Annotated in this window: 15 protein-coding genes; 6 read left to right on the forward strand and 9 right to left on the reverse strand. The window is 70.9% G+C overall.

What is annotated here, in order from left to right:
- Positions 1 to 6: 6 nt before the first annotated feature.
- From N5I75_RS08120 to N5I75_RS08130, 3 genes are all read right to left on the reverse strand, one after another.
- Positions 7 to 1,128 (reverse strand): amidohydrolase family protein, encoded by a 1,122-nt coding sequence (locus tag N5I75_RS08120; protein ID WP_476675774.1) that lies wholly within the window; start codon positions 1,126 to 1,128, stop codon positions 7 to 9.
- A 115-nt stretch (positions 1,129 to 1,243) separates the two neighbouring features.
- Positions 1,244 to 1,579 (reverse strand): hypothetical protein, encoded by a 336-nt coding sequence (locus N5I75_RS08125; protein ID WP_476675776.1) that lies wholly within the window; start codon positions 1,577 to 1,579, stop codon positions 1,244 to 1,246.
- A gap of 95 nt (positions 1,580 to 1,674) precedes the next feature.
- Positions 1,675 to 2,532, reverse strand: a complete 858-nt coding sequence (locus N5I75_RS08130; protein WP_361081180.1) for a heme o synthase — start codon at positions 2,530 to 2,532, stop codon at positions 1,675 to 1,677.
- Between the two features lie 451 nt (positions 2,533 to 2,983).
- Here N5I75_RS08130 and tkt point away from each other — a divergent pair, with 451 nt between their 5' ends.
- From tkt to pgl, 5 genes are read left to right on the forward strand one after another with little or no spacing between them, the layout of a single operon-like run.
- The gene (tkt, locus tag N5I75_RS08135) at positions 2,984 to 5,071 is read left to right on the forward strand and encodes a transketolase (RefSeq protein ID WP_476675778.1); all 2,088 of its coding nucleotides are present in this window, start codon (positions 2,984 to 2,986) and stop codon (positions 5,069 to 5,071) included.
- A gap of 34 nt (positions 5,072 to 5,105) precedes the next feature.
- On the forward strand, positions 5,106 to 6,224 hold the full coding sequence (gene tal / locus N5I75_RS08140; protein ID WP_476675780.1) for a transaldolase: 1,119 nt from the start codon (positions 5,106 to 5,108) through the stop codon (positions 6,222 to 6,224).
- A gap of 4 nt (positions 6,225 to 6,228) precedes the next feature.
- Entirely contained in the window at positions 6,229 to 7,758 is a 1,530-nt protein-coding gene (gene zwf / locus N5I75_RS08145; protein WP_476675782.1) for a glucose-6-phosphate dehydrogenase, read from the forward strand.
- A complete protein-coding gene (opcA, locus tag N5I75_RS08150; RefSeq protein ID WP_476675784.1) occupies positions 7,755 to 8,876 on the forward strand; it encodes a glucose-6-phosphate dehydrogenase assembly protein OpcA in 1,122 nt (373 codons plus the stop codon). Before zwf ends, opcA begins: the two co-directional genes overlap by 4 nt.
- The gene (pgl, locus tag N5I75_RS08155) at positions 8,873 to 9,652 is read left to right on the forward strand and encodes a 6-phosphogluconolactonase (protein ID WP_394435039.1); all 780 of its coding nucleotides are present in this window, start codon (positions 8,873 to 8,875) and stop codon (positions 9,650 to 9,652) included. The genes opcA and pgl overlap by 4 nt, the downstream gene beginning before the upstream one ends.
- Before the next feature lie 46 nt (positions 9,653 to 9,698).
- On the opposite strand, the gene N5I75_RS08160 is transcribed toward pgl, so the two are convergent.
- The 4 genes from N5I75_RS08160 to N5I75_RS08175 form a co-directional block, all read right to left on the reverse strand.
- Positions 9,699 to 10,205, reverse strand: a complete 507-nt coding sequence (locus N5I75_RS08160) for a DUF2087 domain-containing protein (RefSeq protein WP_476675786.1) — start codon at positions 10,203 to 10,205, stop codon at positions 9,699 to 9,701.
- A gap of 58 nt (positions 10,206 to 10,263) precedes the next feature.
- The gene (gene pgi / locus N5I75_RS08165; protein WP_476675788.1) at positions 10,264 to 11,937 is read right to left on the reverse strand and encodes a glucose-6-phosphate isomerase; all 1,674 of its coding nucleotides are present in this window, start codon (positions 11,935 to 11,937) and stop codon (positions 10,264 to 10,266) included.
- 119 nt (positions 11,938 to 12,056) lie between these two features.
- Positions 12,057 to 12,821, reverse strand: coding sequence for a sugar isomerase domain-containing protein (locus tag N5I75_RS08170; protein WP_476675790.1), 765 nt, complete (start codon positions 12,819 to 12,821; stop codon positions 12,057 to 12,059).
- A 129-nt stretch (positions 12,822 to 12,950) separates the two neighbouring features.
- On the reverse strand, positions 12,951 to 13,961 hold the full coding sequence (locus N5I75_RS08175) for an N-acetylglucosamine kinase (RefSeq protein WP_476675792.1): 1,011 nt from the start codon (positions 13,959 to 13,961) through the stop codon (positions 12,951 to 12,953).
- A 91-nt stretch (positions 13,962 to 14,052) separates the two neighbouring features.
- Here N5I75_RS08175 and N5I75_RS08180 point away from each other — a divergent pair, with 91 nt between their 5' ends.
- Complete coding sequence (locus tag N5I75_RS08180) at positions 14,053 to 14,934, forward strand: MurR/RpiR family transcriptional regulator (protein WP_476675794.1); 882 nt, start codon at positions 14,053 to 14,055, stop codon at positions 14,932 to 14,934.
- Positions 14,935 to 14,995: 61 nt separating this feature from the next.
- Here N5I75_RS08180 and N5I75_RS08185 read toward each other — a convergent pair whose 3' ends face one another.
- Both N5I75_RS08185 and secG read right to left on the reverse strand, forming a co-directional pair.
- Positions 14,996 to 15,331 carry an RNA polymerase-binding protein RbpA gene (locus N5I75_RS08185; protein WP_003976875.1) on the reverse strand — a complete coding sequence of 112 codons (336 nt, stop codon included), beginning with the start codon at positions 15,329 to 15,331 and terminating at the stop codon, positions 14,996 to 14,998.
- Positions 15,332 to 15,576: 245 nt separating this feature from the next.
- Complete coding sequence (secG, locus tag N5I75_RS08190; protein WP_324766249.1) at positions 15,577 to 15,807, reverse strand: preprotein translocase subunit SecG; 231 nt, start codon at positions 15,805 to 15,807, stop codon at positions 15,577 to 15,579.
- Positions 15,808 to 15,885 lie beyond the last annotated feature (78 nt).

The raw sequence follows: 15,885 nt of genomic DNA on the forward strand, positions 1-15,885 counted from the left end.
GGCCCCTCAGGCGGCGGCCGGGTCGCCGAGCCCGTAGACCCGCTGCGCCGTCCCCGACGCGATCATCGACGCGACCCGCTGCGCGTCCGTCAGCGACCACGCCCCCTCGGCGACCCAGGTGCCGAGGACCCGGCCGAGCGCGTCGCGGAACAGGCGGGCGCCGACCACGTGCAGTTCGGGGATGCCGTGGGCGCCGCTGGAGAACAGCAGCTTGCCGAACGGGGCCAGTTCGAGGATCTCCGCGAGGACCGCTGCCGCCCGCGCACCCGTACGGGCGAGCGCCGGGCCCAGATCGGCGTAGACGTGCGGCAGGATCCCCGCCAGATGCGCGGCGTGCCGGTGGTACGGGTAGCCGTGCAGCAGGATCAGGTCGGTGCCGAGGCCCGCTGTCGCGCGGGCGAAGTCCGTGAGGAGCACCGGGTCCGTACGGTCGATGCGCAGGCCCGGTTCGCCGAGACCGGCGTGCAGTTGCAGCGGGCGGCCGGAGGCGACCGCGATCCACAGCAGGTGGCGCAGCAGGACCGGGTCCGTCAGCGGCCCGCCGACCGCGCGCCCCGCGAGCCAGCGCCCCGCCGCCCCCCGTACCTCGCCAGGGCCCGGCGGCTGCGGCGCGAGCGCGAGGCCGTGGCGTACGCCCGCGACGGAGGTGAAGGCGACCGCGTGCGCGGCGGCGGCGTGCACCGACTCGGCGAGGTTGGCGAGGAAGGACTCGACGGTGCCGGAGGTGTCCGCGACCTGCTCGGCAAGGAGTTCCAGGCGCACGATCTCGTGCGCGTCGGCCTCGGCGGTCCGGCCCAGCTCGGCCGGGTCGGTGAGGTCGCCGGGCAGCCCCGTGTCGACGAGGTACGTGGTGATGCCACTGCCGCGCAGAAGGCGCCGGCCCGCTTCGAACACGCCGAGCTCACGACGTCTGGCCAGGTATCTGGCGGGCGCGCAGTGCGGTTCGAGGCCGAGGAGGGGCGGGCACCAGCGGCGTACGGCGAAGCCGGTCTGCGTGTCGAAGAAGGTGGTGCCGGGGGCGGGCGGGCCCTCGCCCCGGCCGAGATGGGCCTCGAACGTGCCGAGGCCCAGTTCCGTGCGGAGCACCCCGTGACAGTACTGGTCCACCAGGGACGGCGTTTCGATCATCGGGGCTCCCGTCGGTGGACCGTGCTCCTACGGTCCTAACGGGTGAACGGGCGCCTGGTGTTGCGGAAACCGCGGCTCGCACACCTGCGCCCATCGCTCGCCGCGCGGCGGAATTTCAGCCGCCGATCTGGATGCCCGCCATGCGCTTCCACTCGTAAGGACCCGTCTCGACCTTGGCGGCGAACTCGCCGTCGAAGTCCTCGTGGACCGTGATGCCGGCCTTCTCGACCGCCTTCTGCGCGATTTCGTACGTACGGGCCATCAGGTCGCCCCAGCCCCCGTCCTCGCCGACGAGGACGATGCGGGTGCCGCGCTCGCCCACGTACGCCAGCTGGCCCTCGGCGCCGCCGTGCGCCTTGGCGAACGCGCCGATGTCCTTGGCCAGCCGGGCCGCCCGGCGCTCGTCCCTCGCCGCCCCACGGGGCTGCTCCACCGCTTCAGTCTCTGCCATGGACAGGATGCTACCGACGAGTAGCCAAACTGGCGATGGGTGGGGTGCGTGGCCTGGGCCACGCACCCCACCCATCGGGAAGCACCTGTGACTGCTCAGCGCAGGAAGGGGTCCACCGCGACCGCGACGAAGAGCAGCGAGACGTAGGTGATGGACCAGTGGAACAGCCGCATCTCCTTGAGCTTGCCGCCGGTGACCTCGGCCTTGGCGCGGTTCTGCAGACCGTGCGCCTCCCACAGCCAGAAGCCGCCGGACAGGAGCGCGACCACGGTGTAGAACCAGCCCGTGTAACCGAGCGGTGTCAGGAGCAGCGAGACCGCGACCATCATCCAGCTGTAGAGGACGATCTGCCGGGCGACCACCTTGTTGGAGGCGATGACGGGCAGCATCGGCACGCCCACGCGCGCGTAGTCGTCCTTCACCTTCATCGACAGCGGCCAGTAGTGCGGCGGCGTCCAGAAGAACATGACGAGGAAGAGGATGACCGGCGCCCACGACATCGAGTTGGTCACCGAGGACCAGCCGATGAGGACCGGCAGGCAGCCCGCGATGCCGCCCCACACGATGTTCTGCGAGGTGCGCCGCTTCAGGATCATCGTGTAGACGACCACGTAGAAGAGGAGCGCGCCGAGCGACAGCCAGGCCGACAGCCAGTTGACCGCGAAGCCGAACAGGAGCGTGGAGATCACGGCGAGGGAGATGCCGAAGACCAGGCACTCGGCCGGGCTCACCATGCCGGTGACCAGCGGACGCTGCGACGTACGGTCCATCAGCGCGTCGATGTCGCGGTCGTACCACATGTTCAGCGCGTTGGCGCCGCCCGCGGACAGGTAACCGCCGAGGCAGGTGATCAGCACCAGCTTCAGATCGGGCACACCCTGTTCGGCGAGGAACATCACCGGCACCGTGGTGATCAGCAGAAGCTCGATGATCCGCGGCTTGGTCAGCGCCACGAACGCCTTGACGCGAGCCCCGAACGGCCGCCGGCCCTGGTTGCTGCTGCTCGTCAGCGCTCCCGCTGGACGGGATTCGACGGCCGTCACGCACACCCCTGACAAAGACTCCAGCGAGCCCCAGGCCGTTCACTTGATGTGAGGTCCCGGTAAAGACTCGCGCGTACCACGCCACTGTAGACGTTGCCTATACCTCGCTCTTCGCGGGGGTGGGCTCGTGTTGAGCGGGTACTCCGGATGAGCTTCCCACCCCCCTTTTGAGCCCCCGTTCGAGCGGTCCCCTCATCACTTGATGACCCGCTCCTTTCCTTGTCAGGAGGCGGATGCCGGAGAGTCCCGGCAGTCTGGAACGGATCGAAAGAATGCTTGTTCCGGCGGGGGTAGGCTCGACAACAGCCGGTGAGACCGACGTCACCGGTATGAGACATGTGGAGAGGAGCCCTGACCCAGGGTGAGCACCAAGCCGACCACCACTGACCTCGAGTGGACCGATGTGGACCAGCGGGCCGTAGACACGGCGCGCGTCCTGGCCGCCGACGCCGTACAGAAGGTCGGCAACGGCCATCCCGGTACGGCGATGAGCCTGGCCCCGGCCGCGTACACCCTCTTCCAGAAGGTGATGCGACACGACCCGGCGGACGCCGACTGGGTCGGCCGGGACCGTTTCGTCCTGTCCGCGGGCCACTCGTCCCTGACGCTCTACATCCAGCTCTACCTGGCCGGGTTCGGCCTGGAGCTCGACGACCTCAAGGCGTTCCGGACCTGGGGCTCCAAGACCCCCGGCCACCCGGAGTACGGCCACACCACCGGCGTCGAGACCACCACGGGCCCCCTCGGCCAGGGTGTCGCCAACGCCGTGGGCATGGCGATGGCCGCCCGCTACGAGCGCGGTCTGTTCGACCCGGAGGCGGCCCCCGGCACCTCCCCGTTCGACCACTACATCTACGCCATCGCCGGTGACGGCTGCCTCCAGGAGGGCATCTCCTCCGAGGCGTCCTCGCTCGCGGGCCACCAGAAGCTCGGCAACCTGGTCCTGCTGTGGGACGACAACCACATCTCGATCGAGGGCGACACCGAGACGGCCGTCTCCGAGGACACCTGCAAGCGCTACGAGGCCTACGGCTGGCACGTCCAGCGCGTCGACCCCAAGCCCGACGGCGACCTCGACCACGAGGCGATCTACAACGCCATCGCGGCGGCCAAGAAGGTGACGGACAAGCCGTCCTTCATCGCCATGCGCTCGATCATCGCCTGGCCCGCCCCGAACGCGCAGAACACCGAGGCCGCGCACGGCTCGGCGCTCGGCGACGACGAGGTGGCCGCCACCAAGCGCGTCCTCGGCTTCGACCCGGAGAAGTCCTTCGACGTCTCCGAGGAGGTCATCGCCCACACCCGCAAGGCGCTCGACCGCGGCGCCGAGGCCAAGGCCGAGTGGGAGAAGTCGTTCCAGGAGTGGCGTTCGGCCAACCCGGAGCGCGCCGCCGAGTTCGACCGGATCAACGCGGGCGAGCTGCCCGACGGCTGGGAGGAGAAGCTCCCGGCGTTCGAGACCGGCAAGGGTGTCGCCACCCGCGCCGCCTCCGGCAAGGTCCTCCAGGCGCTCGGCCCGGTCATCCCCGAGCTGTGGGGCGGCTCCGCCGACCTCGCGGGCTCGAACAACACGACGATCGACAAGACGTCGTCGTTCCTGCCCGAGGGCAACGCGCTGCCGGAGGCCGACCCGTACGGCCGCACGATCCACTTCGGCATCCGCGAGCACTCGATGGCCGCCGAGATGAACGGCATCGCGCTGCACGGCCACACCCGTATCTACGGCGGCACGTTCCTCACCTTCTCCGACTACATGCGCAACTCCGTGCGCCTGTCGGCGCTGATGCACCTGCCGGTGACGTACGTGTGGACGCACGACTCCATCGGTCTCGGCGAGGACGGACCGACGCACCAGCCGGTCGAGCACATCGCGTCGCTGCGCGCGATCCCGGGTCTGAACGTGGTCCGCCCGGCCGACGCCAACGAGACGGCGATCGCCTGGCGCGAGATCCTCAAGCGCGGCAAGAAGGACTACGGCAAGAGCGCGCCGCACGGCCTCGTCCTGACCCGTCAGGGCGTGCCGACGTACGACGCGAACGAGGACACGGTCAAGGGCGGCTACGTCCTGGCCGAGGCCTCGAAGGACACCCCCGACCTCATCCTGATCGCCACCGGTTCCGAGGTGCAGCTCGCCGTCGAGGCCCGCGAAGCCCTGGAGGCGGACGGGGTCGCCACGCGCGTGGTGTCCATGCCGTCCGTCGAGTGGTTCGAGGAGCAGGACCAGGGGTACCGGGAGAGCGTCCTGCCGTCCGCGGTCAGGGCCCGTGTCGCCGTCGAGGCCGGGATCGGCCTGACGTGGCACAAGTACGTGGGCGACGCCGGCCGCATTGTTTCGCTGGAGCACTACGGTGCTTCGGCCGACGGCAAGGTGCTCTTCCAGGAGTTCGGTTTCACTGCCGAGAACGTGGTGGCCAAGGCCCGGGAATCCCTCGCCGCGGTCCAGCGCTGACGCCTCTATACGACACGTAGGAGATGCAATTTCCATGACAGACGCACTGAAGCGCCTCTCCGAGGAGGGCGTCGCGATCTGGCTGGACGACCTGTCGCGCAAGCGGATCACCTCGGGCAACCTCGCCGAGCTGATCGACCAGCAGCACGTCGTGGGCGTCACGACCAACCCGTCGATCTTCCAGAAGGCGATCTCGCAGGGCGACGGTTACGACCAGCAGCTCTCCGACCTCGCCGCCCGCCGGGTCACGGTCGAGGAAGCCATCCGCATGATCACGACGGCGGACGTCCGCGACGCCGCCGACATCCTGCGCCCCGTCTTCGACTCGACGGGCGGCCAGGACGGCCGCGTGTCGATCGAGGTCGACCCGCGCCTGGCGCACGACACCCACGCCACCGTCGCCGAGGCCAAGCAGCTGGCCTGGCTGGTGGACCGGCCGAACGCGCTCATCAAGATCCCGGCCACCGAGGCGGGCATCCCGGCGATCACCGAGGTCATCGGCCTCGGCATCAGCGTCAACGTGACGCTGATCTTCTCGCTCGAGCGCTACCGCAAGGTCATGGACGCCTACCTCGCAGGCCTGGAGAAGGCCAAGGAGCGCGGCCTGGACCTGTCGCAGATCTACTCCGTGGCGTCCTTCTTCGTGTCCCGCGTGGACACCGAGATCGACAAGCGCCTCGACGGCATCGGCACGGACGAGGCCAAGTCCCTCAAGGGCAAGGCCGCCCTCGCCAACGCCCGGCTGGCGTACGAGGCGTACGAGGAGGTCTTCTCCTCCGACCGCTGGGCCGCGCTCGACAAGGCGCAGGCGAACAAGCAGCGTCCGCTGTGGGCCTCGACCGGCGTCAAGGACCCGGCCTACAAGGACACCCTGTACGTCGACGAGCTGGTGGCGCCGAACACGGTGAACACCATGCCGGAGGCGACCCTGGAGGCCACCGGGGACCACGGGCAGATCACCGGCAACACCATCAAGGGCACCTACGACCAGGCGCGCTCCGAGATCGCCGCGGTGGAGAAGCTCGGCATCTCGTACGACGAGGTCGTGCAGCTCCTGGAGGACGAGGGCGTCGAGAAGTTCGAGGCGTCCTGGACCGACCTGCTCAAGTCGACCGAGGCCGAGCTCAAGCGCCTCGCCCCCTCGGAGGGCTGACACCTTGACCGCACACGGAGCCAACCCGCTCCGTGACGCCGCCGACCGACGGCTCCCGCGCATCGCGGGGCCGTCGGGCCTGGTGATCTTCGGCGTTACGGGCGATTTGTCACGTAAAAAGCTGATGCCCGCTGTGTACGACCTTGCCAACCGGGGTCTGCTTCCGCCGGGTTTCTCGCTGATCGGATTCGCCCGCCGCGACTGGGAGGACGAGGACTTCGCCCAGGTCGTGCACGACGCGGTCAAGCAGCACTCCCGCACCCCCTTCCGCGAAGAGGTCTGGCAGCAGCTCATCCAGGGGATGCGCTTTGTCCAGGGCAACTTCGACGACGACGAGGCGTTCGAGACCCTGAAGTCGACGATCCAGGACCTGGACAAGTCGCAGGGCACGGGCGGCAACTTCGCGTTCTACCTCTCCGTACCCCCCAAGTTCTTCCCGCTGGTCGTCAAGCAGCTCAAGGAGCACGGCCTCGCGGACGCGCCCAAGGGCTCCTGGCGGCGCGCCGTCATCGAGAAGCCGTTCGGCCACGACCTCGCCTCGGCGAAGGACCTGAACGCGATCGTGCACGAGGTGTTCGACCCGGACCAGGTGTTCCGGATCGACCACTACCTCGGCAAGGAGACGGTCCAGAACATCCTGGCGCTGCGTTTCGCGAACCAGATGTTCGAGCCGATCTGGAACCGGTCGTACGTCGACCACGTGCAGATCACGATGGCCGAGGACATCGGCATCGGTGGCCGCGCGGGCTACTACGACGGCATCGGCGCCGCCCGTGACGTCATCCAGAACCACCTGCTCCAGCTGATGGCGCTGACCGCGATGGAGGAGCCCGCCTCCTTCGACGCCGACGCGCTCGTCGCCGAGAAGGCCAAGGTGCTCGGCGCCATCCGGCTGCCGAAGGACCTCGGCAAGGACACGGTGCGCGGCCAGTACGCGGCCGGGTGGCAGGGCGGCGAGAAGGCCGTCGGCTACCTGGAGGAAGAGGGCATCGACCCCAAGTCGAAGACCGACACCTACGCCGCCGTGAAGCTGGAGGTGGACAACCGCCGCTGGGCGGGCGTCCCCTTCTACCTGCGCACCGGCAAGCGGCTCGGCCGCCGCGTCACCGAGATCGCGGTCGTCTTCCAGCGCGCCCCGCACTCCCCCTTCGACTCCACCGCGACGGAGGAGCTGGGCCAGAACGCCATCGTGATCCGCGTCCAGCCGGACGAGGGCATCACGGTCCGCTTCGGCTCCAAGGTGCCGGGCACCTCGATGGAGATCCGGGACGTGTCGATGGACTTCGCCTACGGCGAGTCGTTCACCGAGTCGAGCCCGGAGGCGTACGAGCGGCTGATCCTGGACGTCCTGCTTGGCGACGCCAACCTCTTCCCGCGCACGGAGGAGGTCGAGCTGTCCTGGAAGATCCTCGACCCGATCGAGAACTACTGGGACAAGCACGGCAAGCCCGCGCAGTACCCGTCCGGCACGTGGGGGCCCGCCGAGGCGGACGAGATGCTCGCACGAGACGGACGGAGCTGGCGCCGGCCATGAAGATCGACCTCACGGACACCACCTCCAGCAAGATCAACAAGGCGCTTGTGAAGGCCCGCCGTGCCGTCGGCACCCCCGCCGTCGGCATGGTCCTCACCCTCGTCATCGTCACCGACGAGGAGAACGCCTACGACGCCCTGAAGGCGGCCAACGAGGCGTCGCGCGAGCACCCCTCGCGCACGCTCGTCGTCATCAAGCGCGTCTCCCGCTCCCCTCGCGACCGGACGAAGTCGCGGCTCGACGCCGAGGTGCGGGTCGGCGTCGAGGCGGGCACCGGCGAGACCATCGTGCTCCGCCTTTACGGCGACATCATCGACCACGCCCAGTCGGTCGTCCTGCCGCTCCTCCTCCCCGACGCCCCGACGGTCGTGTGGTGGGCGGTGGACGCGCCGCTGGACCCCGCCAAGGACCCGCTGGGCGCATTGGCCCAGCGCCGCGTCACGGACACGTACGCGGCCGAGGAGCCGGTCAAGGAGCTGGAGGCCCGCGCCAAGTTCTACGCCCCCGGCGACACGGATCTGTCCTGGACCCGCATCACCCCGTGGCGCTCCATGCTGGCCGCCGCCCTCGACCAGGTGACCTGTGACGTCACGCGGGTCGAGGTGGAGGGCGAGGAGTTCAACCCGAGCTGCGAGCTGCTCGCCATGTGGCTCGCGGAGCGGCTCGACGTGCCGGTGGCCCGTTCGTACTCGCCGGGCCCCGGCCTGACCGGTGTCCGCATGGAGTCCACCTGCGGCCCGATCGTCCTGGACCGGGCCGACGGCGTCCTCGCCACGCTCTCCATCGAGGGCCAGCCGGACCGCTCCGTCGCGCTCAAGCGGCGCGAGACGTCCGAGCTGATCGCCGAGGAGCTGCGGCGCCTCGACCCGGACGACACGTACGCGGCGGCGCTGCGGTTCGGCGTGGAACGGCTCGCCGAGTCGGCCGAACGGGCGTCCGCGCCCAGTGGCGAGGCGGCACCCTCCCCCGCCGAGGACGCGCCCGGACCGGTGAAGAAGGCGCCCGCGAAGAAGGCACCGGCCAAGAAGGCACCCGCCAAGAAGGCCGCCGAGGCGCCGGTCAAGGCACCCGCCAAGAAGGCGGCCAAGGCTCCGGCCAAGAAGGCGGCGGCGAAATGAGCGCGGCACCCCAACTCGTCGTCCACCGCGACAAGGAGCTGATGGCGCAGGCCGCCGCGGCCCGCCTCATCACCAAGATCGTGGACGCCCAGGCGGCCCGCGGGTACGCGTCCGTCGTCCTGACGGGCGGGCGCAACGGGAACGGCCTCCTGGCCGCGCTCGCCGCCGCGCCCGCCCGGGACGCCATCGACTGGAGCCGCCTCGACCTGTGGTGGGGCGACGAACGGTTCCTGCCCAACGGGGACCCGGAGCGCAACTACACGCAGGCCAAGGAGGCGCTCCTCGACTCGGTGCCGCTCAACCCCGCGCGCGTGCACCCCATGCCCGCGTCGGACGGCCCGTACGAGGCGGACGCCGCGGCCGAGATCTACGCGGCCGAGCTCGCCACCGCCGCGGGGCCCGAGGACCACGGCGGCGTGCCGACGTTCGACGTCCTGATGCTCGGCGTCGGCCCGGACACGCACGTCGCCTCGCTCTTCCCCGAGCTGCCCGCCGTCCGCGAGACGGAGCGCACGGTGGTCGGCGTGCGCGGCGCGCCGAAGCCGCCGCCCACCCGCATCACGCTCACGCTCCCGGCGATCCGGGCCGCGCGCGAGGTGTGGCTGCTCGCGGCGGGCGAGGACAAGGCGAAGGCGGCCGCGATCGCCCTGTCCGGGGCCGGGGAGATCCAGGCCCCGGCGGCGGGCGCGTACGGCCGTTCCCGGACGCTGTGGCTGCTCGACTCGGCCGCGGCGTCGCAACTGCCGCCGGAGCTGTACCCGCCGGCGATCGCGTAGTCCCCTGGTCGTACGTGAGGCCCCGCTTCTTTCAAGAGGCGGGGCCTCACGCGTGCGCCGGGACCCGGTAGTCCGATCCGTCCGCCTCCCGTACGAGGAGGCCGTCGCTGACGCAGTAGCGGCGCAGCGCGGCGGTGTCGTCGTGGACGGTGCCGAGGGCCGCGTTGATCTCGCGCTCGCTGTAGGTGCGGTCGGTGTCGAACAGGGTGTCCGTGAGGTGGACGAGGAGTTCGTGGCGCACGGTGGCGCGGACCGGAATCGCGGTCAGTCTGCCGCGCGCGAAGAAGCCGGTGAGGTGGCGCGGGACGGTCGAGGCGGGCTCGGGCGTCCGGGCCCGGCGGAACACCTCGGGCCCGGCGCGCAGCGACCCGTCGTCGAGCCGCTCGACGAGCCCGGCGGCGATCAGTCGGCCCAGGTGCTTGCGGGCGACCGGGGAGTCGGCCTCGCGCGGCGGCAGCTCGTCGAGGACGATGCGCGCGTACAGCCTGAGTCTTTCGGGGTCGGCGAGGGCCGACATGAGGTGGTCCACGGGGGTGCCTCCCGGCAGGGTCACGGACGGGCAGTCTGACCCGCCGGGCGGCGCCCCCGCATCCGATTAACTCGAACGCCCGTCAGTTCGAACGTCCGCGCAGCGCGCGGTACTTACTGACGAGCGCCTGGGTCGACCCGTCGAGCCCGGGAACGTCGGCGCCGTCGGTCAGTGCGGGTTCGACGCGCTTGGCGAGGACCTTGCCGAGTTCGACGCCCCACTGGTCGAAGGAGTCGATGTTCCAGACGGCGCCCTGGACGAACACCTTGTGCTCGTAGAGGGCGACCAACTGGCCGAGCACGGACGGCGTCAGGGACTTGGCGAGGATGGTCGTCGTCGGGTGGTTGCCCTTGAACGTCTTGTGCGGCACCAGCTCGTCGGGCACGCCCTCGGCCCGCACCTCGTCCGGCGTCTTGCCGAACGCGAGCGCCTGCGTCTGGGCGAAGAAGTTGGCCATGAGCAGGTCGTGCTGGGCGACGAGGCCCGGCAGCAGGTCGGCGACCGGCTCGGCGAACCCGATGAAGTCCGCCGGGATCAGCTTCGTGCCCTGGTGGATGAGCTGGTAGTAGGCGTGCTGGCCGTTGGTGCCGGGGGTGCCCCACACGACGGGCCCGGTCTGCCAGCCGACGTCCTCGCCGTCGCGCTGCACGGACTTGCCGTTGGACTCCATGTCGAGCTGCTGGAGGTACGCCGTGAACTTCGACAGGTAGTGCGAGTACGGCAGCACGGCGTGCGACTGGGCGTCGTGGAAGTTGCCGTACCAGATGCCGAGGAGGCCGAGGAGGAGCGGCACGTTGGTCTCGGCGGGGGCGGTGCGGAAGTGCTCGTCGACGAGGTGGAAGCCGTCGAGCATGTCGCGGAACGCGTCCGGGCCGATCGCGATCATCAGGGTGAGGCCGATGGCGGAGTCATACGAATAACGTCCGCCGACCCAGTCCCAGAACTCGAACATGTTGGCGGTGTCGATGCCGAATTGGGAGACCTTCTCGGCGTTGGTCGACAGGGCCACGAAGTGCTTGGCGACGGCGTCCTGACCGGCCCTCAGCTCGGTGAGGAGCCAGTCGCGCGCGGAGGTCGCGTTGGTGATCGTCTCGATGGTGGTGAACGTCTTCGAGGCGATGATGAACAGCGTCTCCGCCGCGTCCAGGTCCCGTACGGCCTCGTGCAGGTCGGCGCCGTCGACGTTGGAGACGAAGCGGACGGTGAGGTCGCGGTCGGTGAAGGAGCGCAGCACCTCGTAGGCCATCGCGGGGCCGAGGTCGGAGCCGCCGATGCCGATGTTGACGATGTTCTTGATGCGCTTGCCGGTGTGCCCGGTCCATTCACCGGAGCGGACCTTGTCCGAGAAAGCGGCCATCTTGTCGAGCACGGCGTGCACGGCCGGGACCACGTTCTCGCCGTCGACCTCGATGACCGCGTCGCGCGGGGCGCGCAGGGCGGTGTGCAGGACCGCCCGGTCCTCGGTCGTGTTGATCTTCTCGCCGCGGAACATGGCGTCCCGCAGGCCGAAGACGTCGGTCGCCGCGGCCAGCTCGCGCAGCAGCCGCAGCGTCTCCTCGGTGACCAGGTGCTTGGAGTAGTCGAGGTGCAGGTCGCCGACGTCGAGGACCAGGCTCGTGCCGCGCGCCGGGTCCGCGGCGAACAGCTCGCGCAGCTGCACGTCGCCCAGCTGCTCCCGGTGCTTGGCCAGCGCCTGCCACTCGGCCGTCTGGGTGAGCCGCGCGCGGCTCCCTGCGCCTGCTTCGAACGCGTTCATCTCGGACTTCAGCTGCCTCTCGTACGTGCGTACGTGCCATGCCCCGCTCTGTCGACCAACCTAATCGATCAGCGGCCGGTATGAGCGGGTTGGTCCGCAGCGCGCGGCACGAGTGGCGCTCAGTGGCCACCCCGGTGCAGGCGCCCCGCGTAGTGGTCCTCCAGGCGGCCGTTGCGCTCGAAGCCGCCGGGCAGGTTGGCGGAGACGTAGACGGGCGGCTCGTGCCCCTCGGCGAGCAGCAGGGCGACGGCCTCGGCCACGACCATCTGGACGAGCAGCGCCGAGGTGATCGTGGAGACGCCGCAGAGCGTGCCGCCGTCGGGGAGCGGGAGGATGGCGTCGCCGGTCGGGGCGCAGTTGTCGAGGACGGCGTCGGCGTGGTCGGCGAGGCGGCTGCCGCTCGCGTGCAGGGCGGGCACGGACCGGGTGTGTTCGAGCGAGGTGAGGGCGACGAGGGCGTGCCCCTTCTCCTTGACCAGGAGCGCCATGTCGACGATGGAGTTGTTGACGCCCGAGTTGGAGATGATCACGAACAGGTCCTGCGGGCGCGGGGTGCTGAGTTCGTAGAGCCGGGCGGCGAGCCCGGGGCGGCGCTCCAGGAGCGGGTCGTCGAGCACGGAGCGGTCCTCGCCGCCGCGCAGGACGAGGTCGTGCAGGGCGACGCGGGTGGTGGGGATGAGGCCGCCCGCGCGCCCCGAGATCTCCAGGGCGGTCGCCTGCGAGTGCCCGGTGCCGAACGCGTGCACGACGCCGTCGGCGGCGACGCAGTCCGCGATGAGGCGGGCGGCCGCGGCGACACCCTCCTTGTTCGAGGCGACGGCGCGCTCGACGTGCTCGCGCACCTGGTCCGCCAACACGTCCGCGCCGAGCGGCTGTTCCGTCATGCCCCGACCACCTTCGGTTGATTGATTCAGGAAGGATCGTACGAACGGAAAGACTGAGCCAGACATGGGGCGCCGTCAAGAGGGCGCATCGCGGACCGCCGGCTCGTTGGATCGCCGGGCGTGGCGCCGTCAACCGGGACCCGGCGTCCCGTCCGTCAACAGCCGGGCCAGCGCGACCGCGCCGTCCACGCCGTCCGGCACCGCCGAGCACCGCAGTCCCAGCGGGTTCACTGCCGCGCGCAGCCGCTCCCCCAGGGGGCCGCCGGGACCGAGGAGCCCGCCGGTGATGATCAGCGATTCACCGGGCTCCGGGTCCAATGCGCTCACGGTGTCGGCGAGTTGGACGGCGGCCTCGTCGAGCAGCGAGCGTGCCCAGGCGTCCCCGCGCTCCGCCGCCGCCACCACGAGCGGGCTCATCTCGGCGAGCACGACCGGGCGTTGCGCGTACGCCCAGACCGCTATGTGCTGCTTGAGCCGGTGCCGGCCCGCCCAGTCGAGCGCCGGGTCGGCGCGGCCCGGCACCACCCGGTCGAGCACCAGCGTGACCAGCGGGCCCCACTCGGCGCGGCCGTCGACCGCGCGCAGCGCCCCGCGCAGCGCCTGCCGCCCGAGCCAGAAGCCGCTGCCGGTGTCGCCGAGCAGCCAGCCGTCGCCGTCCACGACCCGCACGGTGCGGCGCCCGGCGACCCGGGCCGCCGCCGCGCCGGTCCCGGCGATGAGGACGAGCCCGTCGGCCGGGGCGCCGGGCCCTGAGGCGCAGGCCACCTCCACGTCGCCGTAGACGCGCAGCGCCGCGCCGCCGATGCCGAGCCGGGTCAGCGCCTCGGCCAGGCACTCCTCGGCGGTGCCGCGCCCGCGCGCCGGTGCGCCGCCCTCGCCTGCGCCCGCGAATCCGCCGACGACCCCGGCGACCGCGCCGCGCACCTTCTCGGGCACGGCCGACTCCAGCGCCTGTGCGAGGTGGCGGACGAGTGCGGGCCGCTCGACGCTCAGCGCGTTGCCCGGTCCGCCGTGCCCGGTGCCGACGAGCCGTCCGTCCGCGTCGACGCAGCGCGCCCGCACCCGGGTGCCGCCGGCGTCGAGGCCGACGGCGAGCGGAGCCGCGTACGGACCGGTGTGATCGATGGATTCAGTGAGCACACCGCATGATGATTGATAGATTCAGTGCGGGACAATCCCCCGCGCAGGCCCCGGCACCCGCACGGACGCCGCCCCCGACCGAGAGACCGTCATGATCACAGCCCGCATCCGCTCGGAACTCCCCACCCTCAGCGGCTCATTGCGCAAGGTCGGTTCGTACGTGCTCGCCGACCCGGCCGCCGTCGCGGGCGTCTCGGCGGCCGACCTCGGGCGGCGGACCGGCACCTCGCAGGCGACGGTCACGAGGTTCTGCCAGGCGCTCGGCCTGGAGACGTACCAGCGGCTGCTGCTCGAACTCGCCAAGGAGCAGGGCGAGAACGGCCAGGAGGCCGGGCGGGGCGGACAGGAACGTCCCCTCGGCCCGGACATCGGGCCGGACGACGACCTGGAGCACCTGATCTCCGTCGTCGCCCACGCCGACCTCCAGGCGCTGCGCTCCACCCGCGACCAACTGGACCGCGCCGCTCTGGAGTCGGCCGCGCAGGCCCTCGCCAAGGCGCGCCGCATCGACGTCTACGGGGTGGGCGGCTCGGGCATCCTCGCGCGGGAGACCGAGGCGCGCCTCTTCGGCATCGGGATGCCGGCCCGCGGCTGGACGGAGGTGCACGCCGCGGAGACGTCGGCGGCGCTGCTCACCCCCGCCGACGCGGCGGTGGCGCTCTCCCACTCGGGCCGCACCCGTGAGGTCCTCGGCCCACTGCGCCTGGCCGCCGAACGGGGCGCGACGACGATCGCGGTCACCGGCGACCCGCGCTCCCCCGTCGCCCAGGCGGCGGCGGTGCACCTGACGTGGACGGCGGCCGAGACGAGCTTCCGGCGCGGCAGCTTCGGCGCGCGCCACTCGGCGCTGCTGATCCTCGACTGCCTCTACGCGCGCGTGGCGCAGCTGACCTATGACCGGGCGACGGCCTCCATCGCGTTGACGGCGCACATCTCCGAGGAGCACGCGGCGCGCCCGCGCCGCCGCCCCTGACAACGGCGCGGAACAGCACCGGCCGGGCGCCTCGGAGGCACCCGGCCGGTCGTCACGTCGTCTAGATCTCGCCCCGCAGTTTCGCGAGCGCCTCGGCGAGGATCGCCTCGCCGTCCGCGTCACTGCGCCGCTCCCGTACGTACGCGAGGTGCGTCTTGTACGGCTCGGTGCGCGGCGGGTCCGGCGGGTTGTCCCGGTCCTGCCCGGCGGGGAAGCCGCAGCGCGGACAGTCCCAGGTCTCCGGCACCTGCGCGTCGGAGGCGAAGCTCGGCTGCGTCTCGTGCCCGTTCGAGCACCAGAAGGAGATGCGCAGGCGCGGCGCGGACTCGCCGCGCTCGGCCTCACCCATCGGCCCCGCCCCGACCCGACTTCCTCGGATCGCGTTGCCACTTGCCACGGTCGTAACTCCCTGCGTGATGGTGCCGCGAAGCGTGTCGGCGTCTCGCTTCGCCGCGGAGCGCCTCAGTCTACGTAAGGCCCAACGCGCGTCCAGTGATTGGAGTTACCTCGTCTCACCTAGACGCAAGCCCCATGATAGGCGGCGCTGTTGAGCGCGTACCGGACATGGGGCTTTACGTGAGCTCTGTGCAGTTGTGACGGTTCGCTCCGACGGGTGCGAACCAGTGGCTCGGCGCGTGAAGGTCAGTTGTTGATCTTCATGAGGATGCCGAGCACGACGATGCACGCGAACCAGAGCAGACCGAGCACGATCGTGATCCGGTCCAGGTTCCGCTCGGCGACCGACGAGCCGCCGACGGAGGACTGCATGCCGCCACCGAACATGTCGGAAAGGCCGCCGCCCTTTCCCTTGTGCATGAGCACCAGGAGCATCAGCAGCAGGCTGAAGACGATCAGGGCGATCGAGAACCCCATAACCACGGCTGGACCAACTTCCTCGGACTTTTCCGGACGACGGGGCCGAGGCTCTCAGCAAGAGAGGAGCTTCGGCCC

This window comes from Streptomyces sp. R818 (genome assembly GCF_056172735.1).

What these genes read in the sequence shown, in the direction of transcription:
- N5I75_RS08120 (WP_476675774.1), bottom strand. Translation starts at nt 1,128, where the DNA reads ATGATCGAAACGCCGTCCCTGGTGGACCAGTACTGTCACGGGGTGCTC.
- N5I75_RS08125 (WP_476675776.1), bottom strand. Translation starts at nt 1,579, where the DNA reads ATGGCAGAGACTGAAGCGGTGGAGCAGCCCCGTGGGGCGGCGAGGGAC.
- tal (WP_476675780.1), top strand. Translation starts at nt 5,106, where the DNA reads ATGACAGACGCACTGAAGCGCCTCTCCGAGGAGGGCGTCGCGATCTGG.
- opcA (WP_476675784.1), top strand. Translation starts at nt 7,755, where the DNA reads ATGAAGATCGACCTCACGGACACCACCTCCAGCAAGATCAACAAGGCG.
- pgl (WP_394435039.1), top strand. Translation starts at nt 8,873, where the DNA reads ATGAGCGCGGCACCCCAACTCGTCGTCCACCGCGACAAGGAGCTGATG.
- pgi (WP_476675788.1), bottom strand. Translation starts at nt 11,937, where the DNA reads ATGAACGCGTTCGAAGCAGGCGCAGGGAGCCGCGCGCGGCTCACCCAG.
- N5I75_RS08170 (WP_476675790.1), bottom strand. Translation starts at nt 12,821, where the DNA reads ATGACGGAACAGCCGCTCGGCGCGGACGTGTTGGCGGACCAGGTGCGC.
- N5I75_RS08180 (WP_476675794.1), top strand. Translation starts at nt 14,053, where the DNA reads ATGATCACAGCCCGCATCCGCTCGGAACTCCCCACCCTCAGCGGCTCA.
- secG (WP_324766249.1), bottom strand. Translation starts at nt 15,807, where the DNA reads ATGGGGTTCTCGATCGCCCTGATCGTCTTCAGCCTGCTGCTGATGCTC.